At 30.0% G+C, this 17,514-nt stretch carries 20 protein-coding genes; 3 read left to right on the top strand and 17 right to left on the bottom strand.

All coding sequences use genetic code 11. The features are described from left to right. Positions 1-27: 27 nt before the first annotated feature. From C4S76_RS08085 to C4S76_RS08015, 15 genes are all read right to left on the bottom strand, one after another. Positions 28-474: a molybdenum cofactor biosynthesis protein MoaE gene (locus C4S76_RS08085; RefSeq protein WP_105193968.1), complete on the bottom strand. Its 447-nt coding sequence runs from the start codon at positions 472-474 to the stop codon at positions 28-30. Position 475: 1 nt separating this feature from the next. Then, positions 476-1,564 (bottom strand): HesA/MoeB/ThiF family protein, encoded by a 1,089-nt coding sequence (moeB, locus tag C4S76_RS08080; RefSeq protein ID WP_105193967.1) that lies wholly within the window; start codon positions 1,562-1,564, stop codon positions 476-478. Positions 1,565-1,576: 12 nt separating this feature from the next. Beyond that, positions 1,577-1,810: a MoaD/ThiS family protein gene (locus tag C4S76_RS08075; RefSeq protein WP_105193966.1), complete on the bottom strand. Its 234-nt coding sequence runs from the start codon at positions 1,808-1,810 to the stop codon at positions 1,577-1,579. Then, positions 1,810-2,376 (bottom strand): molybdenum cofactor guanylyltransferase, encoded by a 567-nt coding sequence (gene mobA, locus C4S76_RS08070; protein WP_105193965.1) that lies wholly within the window; start codon positions 2,374-2,376, stop codon positions 1,810-1,812. Before mobA ends, C4S76_RS08075 begins: the two co-directional genes overlap by 1 nt. Continuing rightward, positions 2,373-2,696, bottom strand: coding sequence for a winged helix-turn-helix domain-containing protein (locus C4S76_RS08065; protein ID WP_181044089.1), 324 nt, complete (start codon positions 2,694-2,696; stop codon positions 2,373-2,375). The genes mobA and C4S76_RS08065 overlap by 4 nt, the downstream gene beginning before the upstream one ends. Further along, positions 2,684-3,871: a molybdopterin molybdotransferase MoeA gene (locus tag C4S76_RS08060; protein ID WP_105193963.1), complete on the bottom strand. Its 1,188-nt coding sequence runs from the start codon at positions 3,869-3,871 to the stop codon at positions 2,684-2,686. The genes C4S76_RS08065 and C4S76_RS08060 overlap by 13 nt, the downstream gene beginning before the upstream one ends. 40 nt (positions 3,872-3,911) lie before the next feature. Next, positions 3,912-4,895, bottom strand: coding sequence for a GTP 3',8-cyclase MoaA (moaA, locus tag C4S76_RS08055; RefSeq protein ID WP_105194127.1), 984 nt, complete (start codon positions 4,893-4,895; stop codon positions 3,912-3,914). Next, positions 4,888-5,160 (bottom strand): DUF6755 family protein, encoded by a 273-nt coding sequence (locus C4S76_RS08050; protein WP_105193962.1) that lies wholly within the window; start codon positions 5,158-5,160, stop codon positions 4,888-4,890. Before C4S76_RS08050 ends, moaA begins: the two co-directional genes overlap by 8 nt. 4 nt (positions 5,161-5,164) lie before the next feature. Beyond that, complete coding sequence (locus tag C4S76_RS08045; RefSeq protein ID WP_105193961.1) at positions 5,165-5,674, bottom strand: QcrA and Rieske domain-containing protein; 510 nt, start codon at positions 5,672-5,674, stop codon at positions 5,165-5,167. Between the two features lie 23 nt (positions 5,675-5,697). After that, positions 5,698-6,267: a 4Fe-4S dicluster domain-containing protein gene (locus C4S76_RS08040; RefSeq protein WP_105193960.1), complete on the bottom strand. Its 570-nt coding sequence runs from the start codon at positions 6,265-6,267 to the stop codon at positions 5,698-5,700. A gap of 17 nt (positions 6,268-6,284) precedes the next feature. Continuing rightward, entirely contained in the window at positions 6,285-8,507 is a 2,223-nt protein-coding gene (locus C4S76_RS08035; protein ID WP_105193959.1) for a molybdopterin oxidoreductase family protein, read from the bottom strand. A gap of 23 nt (positions 8,508-8,530) precedes the next feature. After that, positions 8,531-9,586 carry an MFS transporter gene (locus tag C4S76_RS08030; protein WP_105193958.1) on the bottom strand — a complete coding sequence of 352 codons (1,056 nt, stop codon included), beginning with the start codon at positions 9,584-9,586 and terminating at the stop codon, positions 8,531-8,533. 17 nt (positions 9,587-9,603) lie between these two features. Continuing rightward, positions 9,604-10,959: an MFS transporter gene (locus tag C4S76_RS08025; protein ID WP_105193957.1), complete on the bottom strand. Its 1,356-nt coding sequence runs from the start codon at positions 10,957-10,959 to the stop codon at positions 9,604-9,606. Positions 10,960-11,000: 41 nt separating this feature from the next. Then, entirely contained in the window at positions 11,001-12,476 is a 1,476-nt protein-coding gene (locus C4S76_RS08020) for an MFS transporter (RefSeq protein WP_105193956.1), read from the bottom strand. A gap of 89 nt (positions 12,477-12,565) precedes the next feature. After that, a complete protein-coding gene (locus C4S76_RS08015) occupies positions 12,566-12,988 on the bottom strand; it encodes an RrF2 family transcriptional regulator (RefSeq protein WP_105193955.1) in 423 nt (140 codons plus the stop codon). 327 nt (positions 12,989-13,315) lie between these two features. Here C4S76_RS08015 and C4S76_RS08010 point away from each other — a divergent pair, with 327 nt between their 5' ends. Together C4S76_RS08010 and ric are read left to right on the top strand one after the other, a co-directional pair. After that, complete coding sequence (locus C4S76_RS08010) at positions 13,316-13,762, top strand: RrF2 family transcriptional regulator (protein ID WP_105193954.1); 447 nt, start codon at positions 13,316-13,318, stop codon at positions 13,760-13,762. A gap of 12 nt (positions 13,763-13,774) precedes the next feature. Next, positions 13,775-14,500 carry an iron-sulfur cluster repair di-iron protein gene (gene ric / locus C4S76_RS08005; protein WP_105193953.1) on the top strand — a complete coding sequence of 242 codons (726 nt, stop codon included), beginning with the start codon at positions 13,775-13,777 and terminating at the stop codon, positions 14,498-14,500. An 80-nt stretch (positions 14,501-14,580) separates the two neighbouring features. On the opposite strand, the gene dnaJ is transcribed toward ric, so the two are convergent. Both dnaJ and C4S76_RS07995 read right to left on the bottom strand, forming a co-directional pair. Continuing rightward, on the bottom strand, positions 14,581-15,705 hold the full coding sequence (gene dnaJ / locus C4S76_RS08000) for a molecular chaperone DnaJ (RefSeq protein ID WP_105193952.1): 1,125 nt from the start codon (positions 15,703-15,705) through the stop codon (positions 14,581-14,583). Positions 15,706-15,729: 24 nt separating this feature from the next. Beyond that, the gene (locus tag C4S76_RS07995) at positions 15,730-16,287 is read right to left on the bottom strand and encodes a nucleotide exchange factor GrpE (RefSeq protein ID WP_105193951.1); all 558 of its coding nucleotides are present in this window, start codon (positions 16,285-16,287) and stop codon (positions 15,730-15,732) included. 165 nt (positions 16,288-16,452) lie between these two features. Between C4S76_RS07995 and C4S76_RS07990 the strand changes: the two genes are divergently transcribed. Then, positions 16,453-17,433 (top strand): long-chain-fatty-acid--protein ligase, encoded by a 981-nt coding sequence (locus tag C4S76_RS07990; protein ID WP_105193950.1) that lies wholly within the window; start codon positions 16,453-16,455, stop codon positions 17,431-17,433. Positions 17,434-17,514: the final 81 nt, after the last annotated feature.

The raw sequence follows: 17,514 nt of genomic DNA, 5'->3' as shown, positions 1-17,514 counted from the left end.
TAGTGTTATTTTTCTTTAATTAAATTACTAATATATATTTTCTTTCCATGTATGGGTATTATCATTATAAATCTCTTTTCCCCAAATGGGTATTTCTTTTTTTATCCTTTCCACCATTTCATCACAGGCTTTTATGGCAGGTTTCCTATGTTTAGATGAAGTAAACACAAATAAACAAATTCCTCCTTTTTTTACTTTTCCTAAACTATGATATACATGCACGCACTCTAAGTTGTATTTAACAAAAATTTCTTCTCGTATCTGGACTAATTTCTGTATTGCCATTTCCTGATATGTGGTAAATTCTATTGCTGTAACTTCTTTTCCCTCTTTTTTATCATTTCTTACCTGCCCTAAGAAAATACTATGCCCTCCTATTTGGGTTTTAAAACTATGTTTTTGAATACTTTCAGCTATAAATTCAGGAGAAACGGGACCATCAACAAATAGGTTTTTTATTTTTATTGTTTTCATTCTATAGTATGGTTTTTACTCCTTTATAAATATGGAAGATATCTTTTTGAGGATATTTTTGTTGTACAAGTTTAAAGGCTTGTTCACTCCTTACTCCCGATTGACAAACAAAAATAATGGTTGTATAGTTTTCTAATTCTTCTAGTCTATGTGAAAGTTCCGTTAAAGGAATTCTTATATATTCATATTTATTTATTACTGGAATTTCTCCTTCATTCCGAACATCAATTAATATTGAATTTTCCCTAGCTAAAAGAGAACGCAATTCTTCCTTATTAGCAATTTCTTTTTTCGAAAAGGAGGATATATTACAAAATGTATCATAATTCATAGTTAAAAATTCCTCTTTATTTTTAGGGCCCATCACTATTTCTAATTTATTATATTTAATGATCCTTGTTTCATAATTAAGCACATTTATAAGATACAGTTTATGTACTAATAGGTCTCCTATTCCTGTGATTAGTTTAATTACTTCATTAGCTTGAACTGTTCCTATTATACCAGAAAGTGTACCTAATACTCCTGATTGATTACAGTTTGGAAATTCAAAGGATTTTGGCGCAACGGGAAATAAATCTCTATAATTAGTTATTTGTCCATTTTTTTCTATGTTAAAAACTGATACCTGACCTTCATATTGGTAGATAGCTCCATGAACCAAAGGTTTTTTCAACAATTTACAAGCATCGTTAAGTAAATAACGTATCTGAAAATTATCTGTACCATCTACAATAATGTCATATTGTTCTATTAAGGGTAAAATATTATCATGAGTAATTTTATACGAATAAGCTGTAATTTCTATTTCAGAATTTATTTGATGAAGTTTCTCTTTTGCTTCATTTGCTTTAATTTTTCCTATGGAATTTTCATTATATAAAATTTGCCGATGTAAGTTAGATATATCTACCTTATCATCATCTGCAATTCCTATATGACCTACACCGGCTGTAGCTAAAAATTGCAAGACCGGACAGCCTAAACCTCCTGCTCCTATAACAAGAACTTTCGATTTTAAAAGTTTCTGTTGAGAATTTTCTCCAAACTCAGGTAAAATTATTTGTCTATTATATCTATGTGTATTCATTTTCTGATTTTTTTATCCTCCCGAATAAGGGGGAAGTAAGGCTATTTCTGCATCTGATTCTATAATTTTTTTATCATTTATATATTCATTATTAACCACTATTAAAAATTTACTAGAGGCTAATTCTGGAAATTGTATAACTAATTTTTCTTTTAATTCGGAAACTGTATTTATCTCTTCTTTAAATACATATTCATTTGTCTTGAAAACATCTGTTAAATTTCCAAAAATTTTAATTTTCTTCATTATATCTTTTTTGTTTCTATTTGAGTAAAATCTTCTGGATTGTTAATATTCACAAATACTTTTGAGGAAAACACAGGATTCATTTCTATAATTTCTCCTTGGATATCCTGTATAAGTTCTCTCATTTTAAATTGTTTTTTATTAATTTTTTCTTCTAATAAAGGAAGTATTTGCTGAGTGTATATTCCAAATAAAGGTTGTATTTTTTTATTATATCCAGCTACAGTAGCAGAAGCTTCTGTATGGTTTTTTATGAGATAAGTAACTGCTTCTTTTGTAATAAAAGGCATATCGCAAGCTATAACAAATATATCTTTTCCAGAGTTTTTAAGTGAGGTGTAAATTCCTCCTATAGGACCTGCACTAGAAACAATATCAGGAACTAATTCTAAATTAAATTTCTTATATTCTAAATTTTGTGTATTAATTTTTACTTCAGAAAAGCAAGTAGTTAAAACATTTATTTCATATTGTATAATAGGAAATCCATTAAGTAATTTTAATCCTTTATCTTCCCCCATTCGGGAACTTTTCCCACCTGCTAATATATATGCATCCCCAATCATATCTGCTCTTTTTTAAATTGGATAAATTTATTACTTAGCCTTTTATATTCTAAAAGTAACCGTTTCCCTTCTTTAGTTAATTCAGAGCTTCCTCCATCCTTTCCTCCAATTGTTTTAATTACTAAAGCTTCAGAATTATTTTTATTCATTTCTTTTATCATATTCCAAGCTTTTCGATATGGAATCTTTATTTGTCTTGCTGCTTCAGCTATAGAGCCGCTTTTTTCAATATATTCTAATAACAAAGCTCTTCCTTTTCCTATCCTCAGCCCTTCTGAGCTTTCTATCCATATAAAACCTTCTATTTTCAGATTTTCCATAATGATATTTTTTCTCCTTGTTTCAAGATTCTAGGTCCTCCTTCTATTTCTGCTATACAATTTGATTTAGAAAAACTATCCATCTTATAAGATTCTTGAGCTGATAAAATTTTCACTTTCCCATCTTTTTCATATGCTTTTAAAAATAAAGTTAAGTTGTTGTTTTTTTCAAAATCTGAAGACAAAGCCCCTAAATATTTTTCTTCATAAAAATTTTTTCTACCTTTTATCCCTTCTATAAATGGTTGTACATATTGATAAAAACAAGTCAGAACAGATGCCGGATTTCCGGGGAGAGCAAAAACAAACTGATTTTCTTTTTTACCAAAATATATAGGTTTCCCTGGTTTTTGCTGAATTTTATAAAAGAGTTTTTTAGTACCTAAATTTTCTAATGCCTCTTGTACAAAATCATAATCTCCTACAGATATCCCTCCTGTAATAAGTAGAATATCTGCTTTTTCCCACGCTTTTTTTATAGCTTGTAAGGTTAATTCTTTATTGTCTTTTACTTTTATTAAAATTGTCGGGAGTATGTTTAATTCTTGTAAAGCTGCTTGTAATGCCCATGAATTAGTTTCATAAATTTGACCAAATTCTAAGGGGTTACCTACTTCTGTTAATTCATTACCAGTTACTATTATCCCTATTTTCGGATAAGAATTAACATATAAATGAGTAAAACCAAACCCTGCTAAAAAACCTAAAACTCCAGCTGTAATTTTTGTATTTGAAGAAATCAATAGATCTCCTTTTTTTGATTGAGAACCACGTAAACGTATGTTTTGTCCTTTTTTAATTTGTGAATCATTAAAAATAAGATAATCATTTTTTAAAGATATTTTTTCCTGCATTATTACTGTATCTGCTCCATGAGGAATGGGAGCTCCTGTAAAAATACGGATCGCTTCCCCCGAACGTAAACTCGGTATATTACTATCGCCAGCCTGAATAGTATATGATACTTTTATTTTTTTACATTCTTCAAAATCTTTATAAGAAAAGGCATACCCATCCATAGCTGAATTATCAAAATTTGGAACATCTAAGGGAGCATATATATTTTGTGCTGTATAATAATGTAAGGAATCTTTAAGTGAAATTTTATTTTCTACAGTTTTAAAAATTTCCTTTTCTATTATTTCTTTAGCTTTCTTTACTGTTATAAAGTTCATATTTCAATAGGTTTTTTTTAACATAACGGTTATAAAAAAATTATCCGCCTATTTTTATCATACTTCTATTCTCTAAATGATCAGGATTTAAATTTTTGAAATTTTGAAATTGTTTCCCCATTTTTTTATGTTTCTTATATACACAATTCTCTATCACAGGTTTTATATTTCTACCTGCTCGTAATTCTCCTAAAATATCAAATTCTTCTTTTCCGAAAAGACAATTTTTCATTTTACCATCTGCCGTTATTCGCATGCGGTTACAACCTGAACAAAAAGGTTGACTCATAGTCGTAATAAAAGCAAAGGTGCCTTTAGAACCTAATACCTGATATGTTTTTGCTGTATTGTGTATAGAATCTTGTAATTTAACAATAGAAAAATGTTTTTCTATATTATGTAACATTTCAGTGGTGGTTAATACCCTATTTTTTTCCCACCGATTTCCGCTAAAAGGCATAAATTCTATAAACCGAACTTGTAGAGGCAAACTACAGGTTAAATTCACGAAATCTGTAATTTCATGTTCGTTAATTCCTCTCATTGCTACAACATTAAGTTTTACGTGAAAATTTTCTTTTACTAAAAGATGTATATTTTTCCATACTTGCGATAATGCATTTCTTTTAGTAATTGATTTAAATGTACTTTCATTTAAACTATCAATACTAATATTTATAGACTTAATACCTACATTTTTAAATAAGTCTACATATTTATGAATCAATACTCCATTGGTTGTCAAAGTTAGTTTTACAGGCAATTGTGCTAGACATTGTACTATTTCTGAAAAATCATGTCTTACCAAAGGTTCTCCTCCGGTAAGACGAATTTTATTGAAATTATAATCTACAAAGGTCTTTGCTATGGTAAATATTTCTTGAGGATGCATCAAATCTTTTTGGGAAAGACATTGCATATTTTCTTCGGGCATACAATATAAGCAACGAAAATTACAGCTATCCGTAAGAGATATTCTTAAATAGTTATGAATTCTATTATATGTATCCTGTAAATTATTCATATTTATTTTCGGAATCTTTAGCTTCGCTTTTACGAGCATCTGGCAAATATTTTAATAAAAACAATGCTGAAATAAAAAGAAATAAAGATCCTCCAAAAGTAGCCCATGCAAAAGGCTGATTATCATCCAAGGCATTGTTCAATGCACCATACATTAGCCATATTTGTATACTCAGAATTAAAATAAGTATTATTATAATAGCTGACATTAATGTATTAGTTTTACTGGGATGTGCTGTATTTTGTGCTTCTCGAAAATTACTCATAATTTTATTTCTTTTCTTTTTCTGTTACATAAACATTTCCATCTCTAATAACTACAGATAGTTGGGGTAAAGGTCTTGGTGGAGGCCCCTGTAATACTTCTCCTGTTTCTGGATCAAAAAAACCTTTATGACAAGGACACACTATTTTGTTTATTTCATGTTTATACAAAACTGCACAGGAAAGATGTGTACATTTCTGTTCAAAGCAGCGCCATTTATCTTCTCCTAAATGTATTAATATATAGGGCACTTTATGATTATCATTAATTACAAATGATTTCATTTCCCCAATAGGTATTTCAGAAGTTGAACAAATTAAGTGTTCCTGATATTTTTTATCTTTTGAAAATAAAAGAGATTTGGCTGCTATCATTCCATTTCCTACTGCTAAACTTCCAGACAAAAGGCATAAAAATTTAGCAAACTCGCGTCTGGAAACATGAGTAGATTCCTCTTGTTTTATAGGAAAATCTGATTTCCAAAACGGGGTTTCTTTTTCTTTGTTATGTGACATTTCTGTATAGTCTTTTATGTTAATTAATGAACTTTTAATTCTTTACTCCCTTTAGGCATCATAACATTTACTTTTGTTATAACTTCTTGTTTTCCAAAAATAAACTTATTTACAGGGGTACTATGTGGACGTTTTTCTTCTATTTCTTCTAATGTACCGTAAAATAAGGCTCCACTTGGACAAACTGTGGCACACATTGGTTTTAAACCTGCACTGGTTCGATCATAACACATATTGCACTTCATCATTAATTCTGCTTCTTCTTTTTTATTAGGTACTCCAAATGGACATGCCATTACACAATTGGAGCAACCTATACAACGTGCTGTATTTGCTGAATGGACAACCCCTAAGTTATCTTTAGTTATGGCATCTGCCGGACAAACATTAGCACAGACAGGATCCTCACAATGCATACATACCTGTACGGTAGTTTGTATTGTGTGTTTTCTGTCAACATAATGAATATGGATCATACTCTCCTGTCCATTTGTTTCACATTCCGCACAAGCCATTTCACATGCATGGCAACCAATACATCTTTGCATATCCACAAAAAAACCCATATTTTTATTATATTCTGTAATTGTCATAATCTTTTCTTCTTTAGTTATTCATCAAAACTTTGAAATGCATTGGATTTATCTGATTTCGAGGCTTTTTCACCTGTATTTATTAATTTACAGGCACATACTTTGAACTCTGGAATTTTAGACATAGGATCTAAGCTACTAATGGTTAATATATTAGCAGAATGAATTCCTCCCCAATGATAAGGTATAAATACGGTATCTTTTCTTATAGTTTCCACAACATTTGCCGGAAAAATAGCTTCACCTCTGCGAGTTACTACTTTAATTAAATCCCGATCTATAATTCCATATTTATTTGCCAGTTCTGGATGAATTTCTAATAAAGGTTCTGGATATTGATCTACTAATTTACCTATTCTTCGGGTTTGTGATCCACTCAAATATTGTGAAACTACTCTTCCAGTAGTCAGTGTAACCGGATATTCCTCATCTGTTAATTCAGAAGGATCTTTATAGGGAGCAGGATTAAAGTGAGCTTTTCCATCGGGAGTTTTAAATTTATAATCTTCCCAAAGTCTTGGAGTTCCGGGATGGTCTAATGTTGGACAAGGCCAAAATACCCCCATATTTTTTTCTATCTTTTCATAAGTAATTCCATAATAATCTGCTGTTCCGCCTTTAGATGCTACTCTTAGTTCATTGAATATATCTTCTGCAGTTGTAAAATTAAATTTATCTCCGGCTCCTAAACGACTTGCAATTTCTTTAATTATTTCACTATCTTTCCTTGCTTTTCCCGGAGGATTTATAGCCTGATTGATACGAACAACTCTACCTTCTGCTGTTGTAACCGTTCCTTCTTCTTCTTCTTGTAGAGATCCTGCTAAAATTATATCTGCATGTCTTCCGGTTTCACTTAAAAAGAAATCTATAGCTACATAAAATTCTAGTTTTTCAAGAGCTGAACGTACATAATTATTATTGGGAAGTGACACTAACGGATTAAAGCAAATAGATATAAGTCCTTTAATTTCTCCTCTATGTATAGCTTCAATAATTTCCCAAGCACTATATCCTTTTCCTGGTAAATCTTTTTCCTCTATTCCCCAAACTGCTGATATATATTTACGATGTTCAGGATTTTCTATGTCTCTGTTTCCCGGTAATTGATCGCATTTATGCCCATGTTCTCTTCCTCCCTGTCCATTACCTTGACCAGTAATTGTAGCATATCCGCAATAGGGCTTTCCTATTCTTCCGGTTGCTAATACTAAATTTATACATCCTACTACGTTATCTACTCCTTTTGTGTGGTGCTCAATTCCTCTTGCATGTAATAAAAAACTAGTTTTAGCTTTTCCCCATATTTCTGCAGCCTTGTAGATTTTCTCTGCTGAAACTCCTGTTATTTTCTCAGCCCATTCTAACGTATGATCTTGAACAGAAGCTAATGTTTCTTCATAACCCGAAGTATATTTTTCTATAAATTCTTTATCTACCCAATTATTATCAAATAAAACTTTTAACATAGCTCCATATAAGGCAGAATCTGTACCGGGGCGTAAATCCAAATGTAAATCTGCAGTCCTCGCCAATGGAATTATTCTTGGATCTATAACAATCAACTTAGCTCCGTTATCTCTTGCTTCCCAAATAGGATAAGTTAAAGTAGGAAATGTTTCACTTACATTGGCTCCTGTAACAATAATTACTTCTGCATGTTTTAAATCAGACCAGTTATTGGAAGCTCGATCTAATCCAAACGCTTTTTTATTCCCTGTACCGGCACTTACCATACATAAACGTCCGTTATAATCCAAATTTTTAGTTTTTAACGCTACTCTGGCAAACTTACCTATCATATAACTTTTTTCATTGGTAAGGGAGACTCCTGATAACATAGCCATAGCATCTCTTCCGTATTTTTCTTGGATTTTCTGAATTTGTGAGACTGTGGTATCTATAGCTTCTTCCCAATTAATAGGTTCAAATCCTACTCCTTCTACTCTTTTTAGTGGAGAAAGTAACCGATCAGGATGATTATTTTGTAAATATCTTTGAACTCCTTTTGGACAGAGTCTTCCTTGATTGAAAGGGAATTCTTTCCAAGGTTCAAAACCTACTACTTTATTATCTTTTACTTTCAGCTGAATACCGCACTGCATTCCACAAAAACAACAATGGGTCTTCACTAATTTATCTGGCTCTGATACCCCTTTAAAACCATTTTTTGGAGTATATTGTTTGTGAGGTCCAAATTTTTCTATAATTATATTGTCTTGTACTGGTAATTTAGCCATTACTTATTTTCCTTTTTATTTTTTTAACCAAAAAAACTTCCTGATTCTTCTCTTGCTTTTAAATGTGCTTGGGCTAATGCTGATCTTTTTCCTTCAGGGCTGTAGTCTAAATGACTTTCACCATTATCCATAGTAAAATCAAACCCTAATTCATTTGTGACAGTTTTTAAATCTTCTATATGCATTTTAGTAGCAAACTCTTCTCCTGTGTGTGGACATACTGCCATTCCATTTTTTATTCCTACGGTTTTATAGATATTAACTCCTAACTGTGCAGGTCTTTGAAAAATGTGAAAAAATTTTCCGAACGGAATCCATACTAAGAATAATATAACAGTAACTGCATGAGCAACAGACATAAATTGATTAGTTTTTCCTTCTAAATATGTATAATCGAAAGATATTCCTATCCCGGTTACTGATATAGCTATAAGAAGAATTAATGGAAGCCAGTCTCCTTCAAATGTCTGAGTAGAAATTAGCCCACCGTTAGTCATTCTACGTTTCATCATCATTATGGAACCTAAAATTACTAATACTGAACACCATACTAAGGCATGGAATGTTATGAAAGCTATAATTGACCCTAATTCAAAATTTAAAACTTTAAAACCAAACATATGTGCTTCATAAGTTGTAAGAGTACCAGATTCTAAAGTAAAATGTATCCAACCAAAAGTTAAAGGTATGGTTATACAAAATGCAATCATACATCCGGTAGCTAACAAAAAGTGACCAATCCAACGGATTTTACCTCTTGGATAGATAAATTTTTGAAATAATATGTTTTGGAAAAAAAGGCTTATACCTTTTCCTATATATTCAAGAAAATGTTTACTAAATAAAAATTGCCAAGAACGTTTCCAATACATTTTAGTGGGTGGTCTTTGTAACCAAATAGAATATCTATATGTCACTCCGAATATGGAAAAGACGGTTCCAAAAAGATAGGCTATTAATGCTGCGTCAAAATTCTGTAAATCTCTTGAACCTACAATCACCAAAATAATAGCAATAATACAAACTATAATCGCTTTTAGTAAAGCATCTTTATTCAGATTCTGAAATAATTTAAACATAATTTAATCTGTTAGTGTTAACTAGGTCTTTCAGCTCCTTTTCTTTGATAGTAATACCAATTAATAATTGTAGCAGCAACAGAAAAGATTAATAATCCCCAAAAGAAGCTATTTGCATTTTTTATACCTAATTCTTTAGAAGAATGTAAAACAGCTCCAATGATTATTGAAAAAATAAATGGTCCATATGCAGCTATAGCAGCTGTCCAGCCTATTACACCAGCTGCATGCACAGGATTATCTTTAAATATAATCGGATATTGTCTAAATGTTCCTGCATTTCCTATTCCTGAAAAAAAGAAAATTAATAACATAGTAATAAGAAAATAAGGAAATTGATCAATTGATGTTGGAGCTACTAATCCCATTGAAATCATAACTATAATACAGCCAATAAATCCAATTCCAGTAATAGTGGTTAAAAGTGCTCCTCCTACTTTATCGGCAACGAATCCAAACAACACTCTACTAGCAGAACCAATTAAAGGTCCATAAAAAGCATATTGTAAAGGATCTGGTGCTCCGGGAAAATCTCCATATAATGACTTAATCATTAAAGGAAAGGCTGCTGATAATCCTGAAAAAGTACCAAATGTCATAAAATAAGTAATGGTACAAAACCAGGTATGTTTAATTTTAAAAATTTCTAATTGTTCTTTAAAAGAAGATTTTAACGGAATACTTTTTAATCCAAACCAACAAACCAGGGTCATAATAATTAATATGGGAATATAAATTATTACAGGGCTTTGTAAATAAAGAGATTTAGTTGTTACTTCATGTGATACAGGATCTACAGTTTTTAATATTTGCGGAGCTCCTACAATGGCTATACCTAATAATGCAGGAGTTAAAAACTGTACTATACTTACACCAAAGTTTCCTATACCAGCCTGAATACCTAATGCGGTTCCTTTTAATCGGGCTGGAAAAAACATATTGGTTGAAGGCATAAAGGAAGAAAAATCACCACCTCCAAAACCTGTTGTAAAAGCTAAAATGGCAAATACCCAAAAGGGTGTGTTGGGATTCATTACTGCCAACACAATTCCTACAACTGGTATTAATTTTATAAGTGTTGATATAGTTATGGTATGTCTTGTACCATAAATAGGAATTAAAAAGGTATGTATTATTCTTAAAGTTCCTGCTGCTAAGCCTGGAAGGGATGCTAACCAAAACAATTCCTTTTCTGAAAAATTAAATCCTACTCCAGGAAGTTTAGTTACTATTCCGCTCATCAAATACCAAACTATAAAAGACAGTGTTAATGAAATGGTAGTTATTGTAAGTGTTCTCCAGGCAATTTTTTTCCCTGTAGATTCCCAAAAATTAGCATCTTCCGGTTTCCATTCTTTAAGCCATGTAGCCATAATTATAATCTTTATATTTTAATTAATTTTATTTTTTCGATTTATTTTTTTTCAATATCTCTGGATATTTCAGGCATTTTCTCACGTAACATCTTTATTATTACACGATGCATGTAAATAAGACAAATTAGAGATATGATCAATATAAACATCCAGGAACTCGTCCATAATCCTGTATAATTCAATAAATACCCAAATACGATAGGCCCTATAAATCCTCCTAAACCTCCTATAAGTCCAACCATACCTCCTACTACTCCTACTTCATTAGGAAAATACTCGGGAATATGTTTGTAAACAGCAGCTTTTCCTATTCCCCAAGAGATTCCAATTAAAATAACCAAAGTAAGATATACCCACATGTTGGCTCCAAATTTTATTTCAGTTACTCCTTTGGCTAAGAGGTCTTTCTTTTTTATGGATTGATTTTCTTTCACTACTACTTCCTGCCAGGAGGTTTGAACTGGCAGAAAACTTGTTTCGTTTACTTTTTGTGAAAGTCTTTCTTTTACTGAATATTCTTTTTTATCTACTGATATGTGTGAAGCTGTAGCTTGTGTAACTGTTCCTGTATTAGAAGATAAAATGCCTGGTCCGTCTGTATAAATATCCATTTTAGGAAACATAAGCAAAAAACTCAGTACAATAGAAGATCCTAATACCCAATACATAACTTTTCTTGCTCCATATTTATCTGAAAGATAACCTCCAAATGCACGTATAACGCCTGAGGGTAAACTAAAGAAAGAGGCAAACATTCCTGCCATTACCAAACTTATCCCGTACACATTCATAAAATTGGGAACTAACCATTGAGAGTAGGCTACAAAAAAACCAAAAACCAATAAGTAATACAATCCAAAACGCCATACTCTACCTTTTTTTAGAGGTGTTAATAATTGTACAATAGTTTTGGAGCTACTTGCAGGTTTTTTATTTTTAGCAAATAATATAAACAAAACCCCAATAATTACTAAAATACTCCCATAAGTAATCGGAAGCATTTTCCATCCATTTTCAGGATCATTTTCAGAAAAATAGTTTAATAATGTCGGAGCTAAAAAAGTAGTTAAAGCTGCTCCTGCATTTCCCATTCCAAAAATACCTAATGCTCTCCCCTGCCATTCTTTAGGATACCAAACTGAAGTGTATCCTACCCCGATTGCAAAACTGGTACCTATGATCCCAAAAAGAAAACTTAATATAGCAAACGTAGTAAACGTGTGAGCAAAAGGTAAAAGGAATAAAGGTATTGAACAAAAAAGTAATAACCCTGAAAAAACATATTTACCTCCAAATTTGTCTGTCATAATTCCTATCGGAAGTCTTAAAATTGATCCTGTTAAAACAGGAATCCCTAACAACCATCCGGTTTGTACTACAGTAAAGTTAAAAATACCTTTGTCTACCAAATAAGTTACCAAAACCCCATTAAGAGTCCAACAGGCAAAACAAATAGTAAAAGCTAAGGTATTTAAAAATAAAATTTTGTGAGATTGAAATAAATTAGCACCCATACAAAATGTACTTTTAATAATTATATATAGTTTTTTAATTGTTAATTAATTAAACAAATAATTATAACATATTTAGATTTTCACAATTTTTAATGAATTTTAATATGTCTTAAATTATCTTTTAAATCCTGAATATTTGTATTTAATATATTTTTTTGGATTTCATTTTTAATTTTATAATATTTATGATGTAACGGACAAGGATTCTCGCCGGAACAATCTGCTAAGCCTAATATACATCTAGTGAATGATTTATCTCCGTCTATAGCTTTAACAATATCAAATATTGTTATTTCTTTAGTTTTTTTTTCAATTTTAAAACCTCCATTTTTACCTTTCATAGAGCTTAATAATTCAGCCCTTACTAATTGTTGTAAAATTTTTGCTGTAAATGCTTCGGGAGATTTCAGCATTTCACATATTTCTCTAACACCATGCAATTTTTCATTTTCTTTATGAGTCCCTAAATATATCATAATTTTTATTGCATATTCACTGGTTTTTGAAAACATCTAATTTTATATATATTTCTTATTTATCCAATTTTGTTAGATTTTTTTGTCAAATATATAAAATTTTTCAAATAATAAAAGATATAAACATCTTAATATCTTAAATAATAATCAAATTTAGAATTATTTGAAATAAGTTAATAATATTAATTTAATAAAAATTTAAGTATATATTTATTTTTATTTAAAAAAATAAATATATTTTATATTACTATTTTTTATGTGTTTATAAATTTATTTTAAGAAAAATCAAGAAAAATAATAAAAGATATTTATGTCTTTTATTGGAGAAATATTTGCTAACTTTGAAAAATTATATATATAAATATGTTTTCAAAAAGTTGCGAATATGGAATACGTGCTACATTATTTATTATTTCAGAATACTACAAGGGAAACAAACCTGGTATTAAAGAAATTTCTAATCAAATAAATTCACCAGAAGCATTTACAGCAAAAATTTTACAAATACTTGTTAAGCATGAAATAATTAATTCTACTAAGGGCCCTTCTGGCGGATTTAGTGTGAAAAAAGAACATATCTCCAACATAAAACTTTTAGATATAGTAAAAGCTATAGATGGAGATTCTATTTATGAAGGTTGTATTCTTGGCCTTCCTAAATGTTCTGAACATTCCCCTTGTCCTGTACATAATAAATTTAAACCTATTAGGAAGCAACTGAAAGATATGCTTACTTCAATCAGCGTTGAAGAACTTGCAATGAATATAAATAAGGGTATAACATTTTTAAAATATAAAGAGTTAATTTAAAAAAATAATAGTATGAAAAACTTTGATGGCACTATTGGTAGCATTGTTGCAGATGACTTCAGAACTGCTGCCGTTTTCTCTAAATATAAAATTGATTTTTGTTGTAAGGGTGATCGTACAATAGAACAGGCTTGTGAAAGAAAATCCATCAATATTGATGAATTAAAGAATAAATTAAATGAAATTGTTACTGATAGTAAAAATGAAAATATTGATTATCAGTCTTGGCCCTTAGATCTACTGGCAGATTATATTGAAAAAACATTTCATAGATACATACGTGAAAAAATTCCACCATTATCTCAATTTTTAAATAAAGTACAGAAAGTTCATGGGGAAAGACATCCTGAATTATTTGAAATTTTTGATTTGTTTTCTAAATCTTCCAATGATTTATTAAATCATTTACAAAAGGAAGAAATGATATTATTTCCTTTCATAAGAAATATGGTACATGCTCAAATTACACAAATTCCTTTAGAAAATGCTCATTTCGGAAGTGTAGAAAATCCTATAAGAATGATGATGGATGACCATTCTGTGGAAGGAGAAAGATTCAAAAGAATATCTGAACTTTCTAAAGGATATACTCCTCCCCCTGAAGCATGCAATACTTATAAAGTTTCTTTTGCAATGCTAGATGACTTTGAGCAAAAACTTCATAAACATATTCATCTGGAAAATAATATTCTTTTTCCTAAAGCTATAATCATGGAAAAATCTATGCATTTATCATAAATATACACCTCTTTCTTAAAACAAAAATGCTAATACATGAAGTATTAGCATTTTTTTATGACATATAAAAATAGTAAATATTAGGAAAACATATCTTTTATTTTTTCAAAAAATGTTTTATCATTTTTTGTAGGTTTGGGTGTAAAATGTTCATCATTCATCATTTCTTCAAAAAAGTCTTTTTGTATTTTAGTTAACTTATTGGGATTTGGCGTCCAAACATTTACATGAATAAACAAATCACCGTGCCCATATCCTTGCATCTGAGGTAAGCCTTTTCCTTTTAATCTTAAAATTTTTCCAGACTGTGTTCCTGCTTCAATAGTTATTTTAACTTTTCCTGCAACAGTAGGCACTTCTTTTTTTATTCCTAAAATTGCTTCAGGAACTGTTATATATAATTCATAATGAAGATTGTCTCCTTCTCTTTTTAGGTTTTCATCTTCAATTTCTTCGATAACAACAATCAAATCTCCGGGTATTCCTCCAAATGGTGCATCATTTCCTTTACCTCTTACTTGAAGTTGAACTCCTTCTCTGACCCCTGCAGGTATTTTTATAGAAACTTCTTCTTCAACTTTTATCAAGCCCATATTATTGGCTCCGGGAGGAATATGATCTGCTATTTTCCCAGTTCCGTTGCAAGTCCCACATACAGTCTGGGTTTGCATTTGCCCAAAAGGAGTATTCATCACTCTTCGGGTTTGTCCAGAACCTTTACAAGTTGTACAAGTTTTTGAAGTGGCACCCGGAGCTAATTTAAATCTCTTTACTTTTACAGTTTTTTCAACTCCATTAATAATTTCTTTTAAAGTGAGTGATAAACGTATTCTTAAATTAGATCCTTGTACTTGTTGAGGTCTTGAAGAAAATCCTCCAAAACCACCACCTCCAAAAGCGCTTCCAAAAATATCACCAAAGTGAGAGAATATATCTTCCATATTCATTCCTCCACCACTAAAACCTCCTCCAGCTGCACCTCCTACTCCAGCATGACCGAATTGATCGTATCTAGCTCTTTTCTGAGGGTCACTTAACACTTCATAAGCTTCTGCTGCTTCTTTAAATTTTTCTTCGGCATCTTTATCTCCCGGATTTTTATCTGGATGATATTTCAATGCCTTTTTTCTATATGCTTTTTTTAATTCTACCTCAGTAACATTCTTTGAAACTTCTAATATTTCGTAATAATCTCTCTTTGACATGATTTTTAATAGTCTATTAAAATTTTATTTACCTACTACTACTTTTGCATATCGGATGACTTTGTCATGCAATAAATATCCTTGTTGTACTACATCTACTATTTTATCTTTTAAATTTTGATCTGGTGCAGGTATCTGTGTAATTGCTTCATGTAAATCTATATTAAAATCGTCACCAGGGTTTACTTCTATTATAGATACACCTTTTTCTTTTAAAATATTAAAAAGCTTGTTATAAATTAATTTAATCCCTTCTAAAGCATCAGCACTTTTATCATCTTTTTCTAATTCTTTAATTGCTCTATCAAAATCATCTAAAACTGGTAACAAAGCCTCAACCATATCTTTATTTGAGTATTTAATCTGGTCTAGTCGTTCTTTTGTAGTCCGTTTTTTATAGTTATCGAATTCTGCAAAAAGACGAATAAATTTATCCTTTTCTTGTGCCAGTTTTTCTTCTGGAGTAAGTTCCTTCTTATTATCTGACATATTTTCAGTACTTTCTGATTCTTTAACTGAGTTTTCTTGATTATTGTTTTCTTCAATTAACTCATTTTCTTCTTGATCTTTATGTTTCGACATGGCTGTTCTATTTAAAAAATTACCTAATGTTAATCAATTTTATTGCCATGTTTATTTAAACTGTCAAATCGACTGGATCATATAGCAAATTATAGATACATATATAGTGATACATAAAATTAAAATTCTAGTTATTAAATTTGCATAAGCCTACACGAAATAATTATGCTTAACAATTTTAATATTTTTTCAATACAATCAGAAGAAGATTTTAATAAAAAAGCTCTAGAAATTTTCAAGTTTCAATATAATAATACTTTGATTTATAAAAAATTTGTTGATTTGTTTAATATAGATATTAATGGTATTTCTCATTACACTCAAATTCCTTTTATTCCTATAGAATTTTACAAAACAAAAAAAATAATCCATCAAAATTATAATTCTCAATTATATTTTCAAAGTAGTGGAACTACATCTATGAATTTATCTAAACATTATATTGCAGATGAATCCATATATCAGAAAAGTATCATTAATTCTTTTAAACTTTTTTTCGGTGATCCCTCACAATATGTATTTTTAGGTTTATTACCTTCTTATTTGGAAAGAGAAAATTCTTCTCTAATATATATGGTTAATTATCTGATGCAACAATCTAATCATGAGGAAAATGGATATTTCTTAAATAATTGGGAAGCATTAAATTCTTTATTAAAAAAATTAGAAAAAAATAATAAAAAAACTATTTTATTTGGGGTTTCCTATGCTTTAATAGATTTTTCTGAAAAGTTCCCGCAAACACTCAAAAATTCGGTAATAATAGAAACTGGAGGTATGAAAGGAAGAAAAGAAGAAATAACCAAAGAAGAGTTATTAAAAAAATTGCAGAATTCTTTCCACACATCGAATATTTTTTCTGAGTATAGTATGACAGAATTATTATCGCAAGCTTATTCTATGGGGAATAATATTTATCAAACGCCTCCTTGGATGAAAGTTTTAATTCGAGATATAGAAGATCCCTTTCATTTTTATGTTGATAATAATAAATCAGGGGGAATAAGCATTATAGATTTAGCTAATGTGTATAGTTGTTCTTTTATTTCTACACAAGATTTAGGTCGTCAAAGTGATAATAATTTTGAAATATTGGGAAGAATGGATAATTCTGATATTAGAGGGTGTAGTCTCCTTTTATTATAATATTTTTAACATTTAAATAAGAATAATAAAACTTGTATGGCATTTTTTTTGCATAATTAATAAAAAAATCAAACTATACAT

The sequence above is a fragment of the Apibacter adventoris genome, from assembly GCF_002964965.1.
Lineage (GTDB): Bacteria > Bacteroidota > Bacteroidia > Flavobacteriales > Weeksellaceae > Apibacter > Apibacter adventoris.
This window is presented reverse-complemented; position numbering and strand designations above follow the sequence as displayed.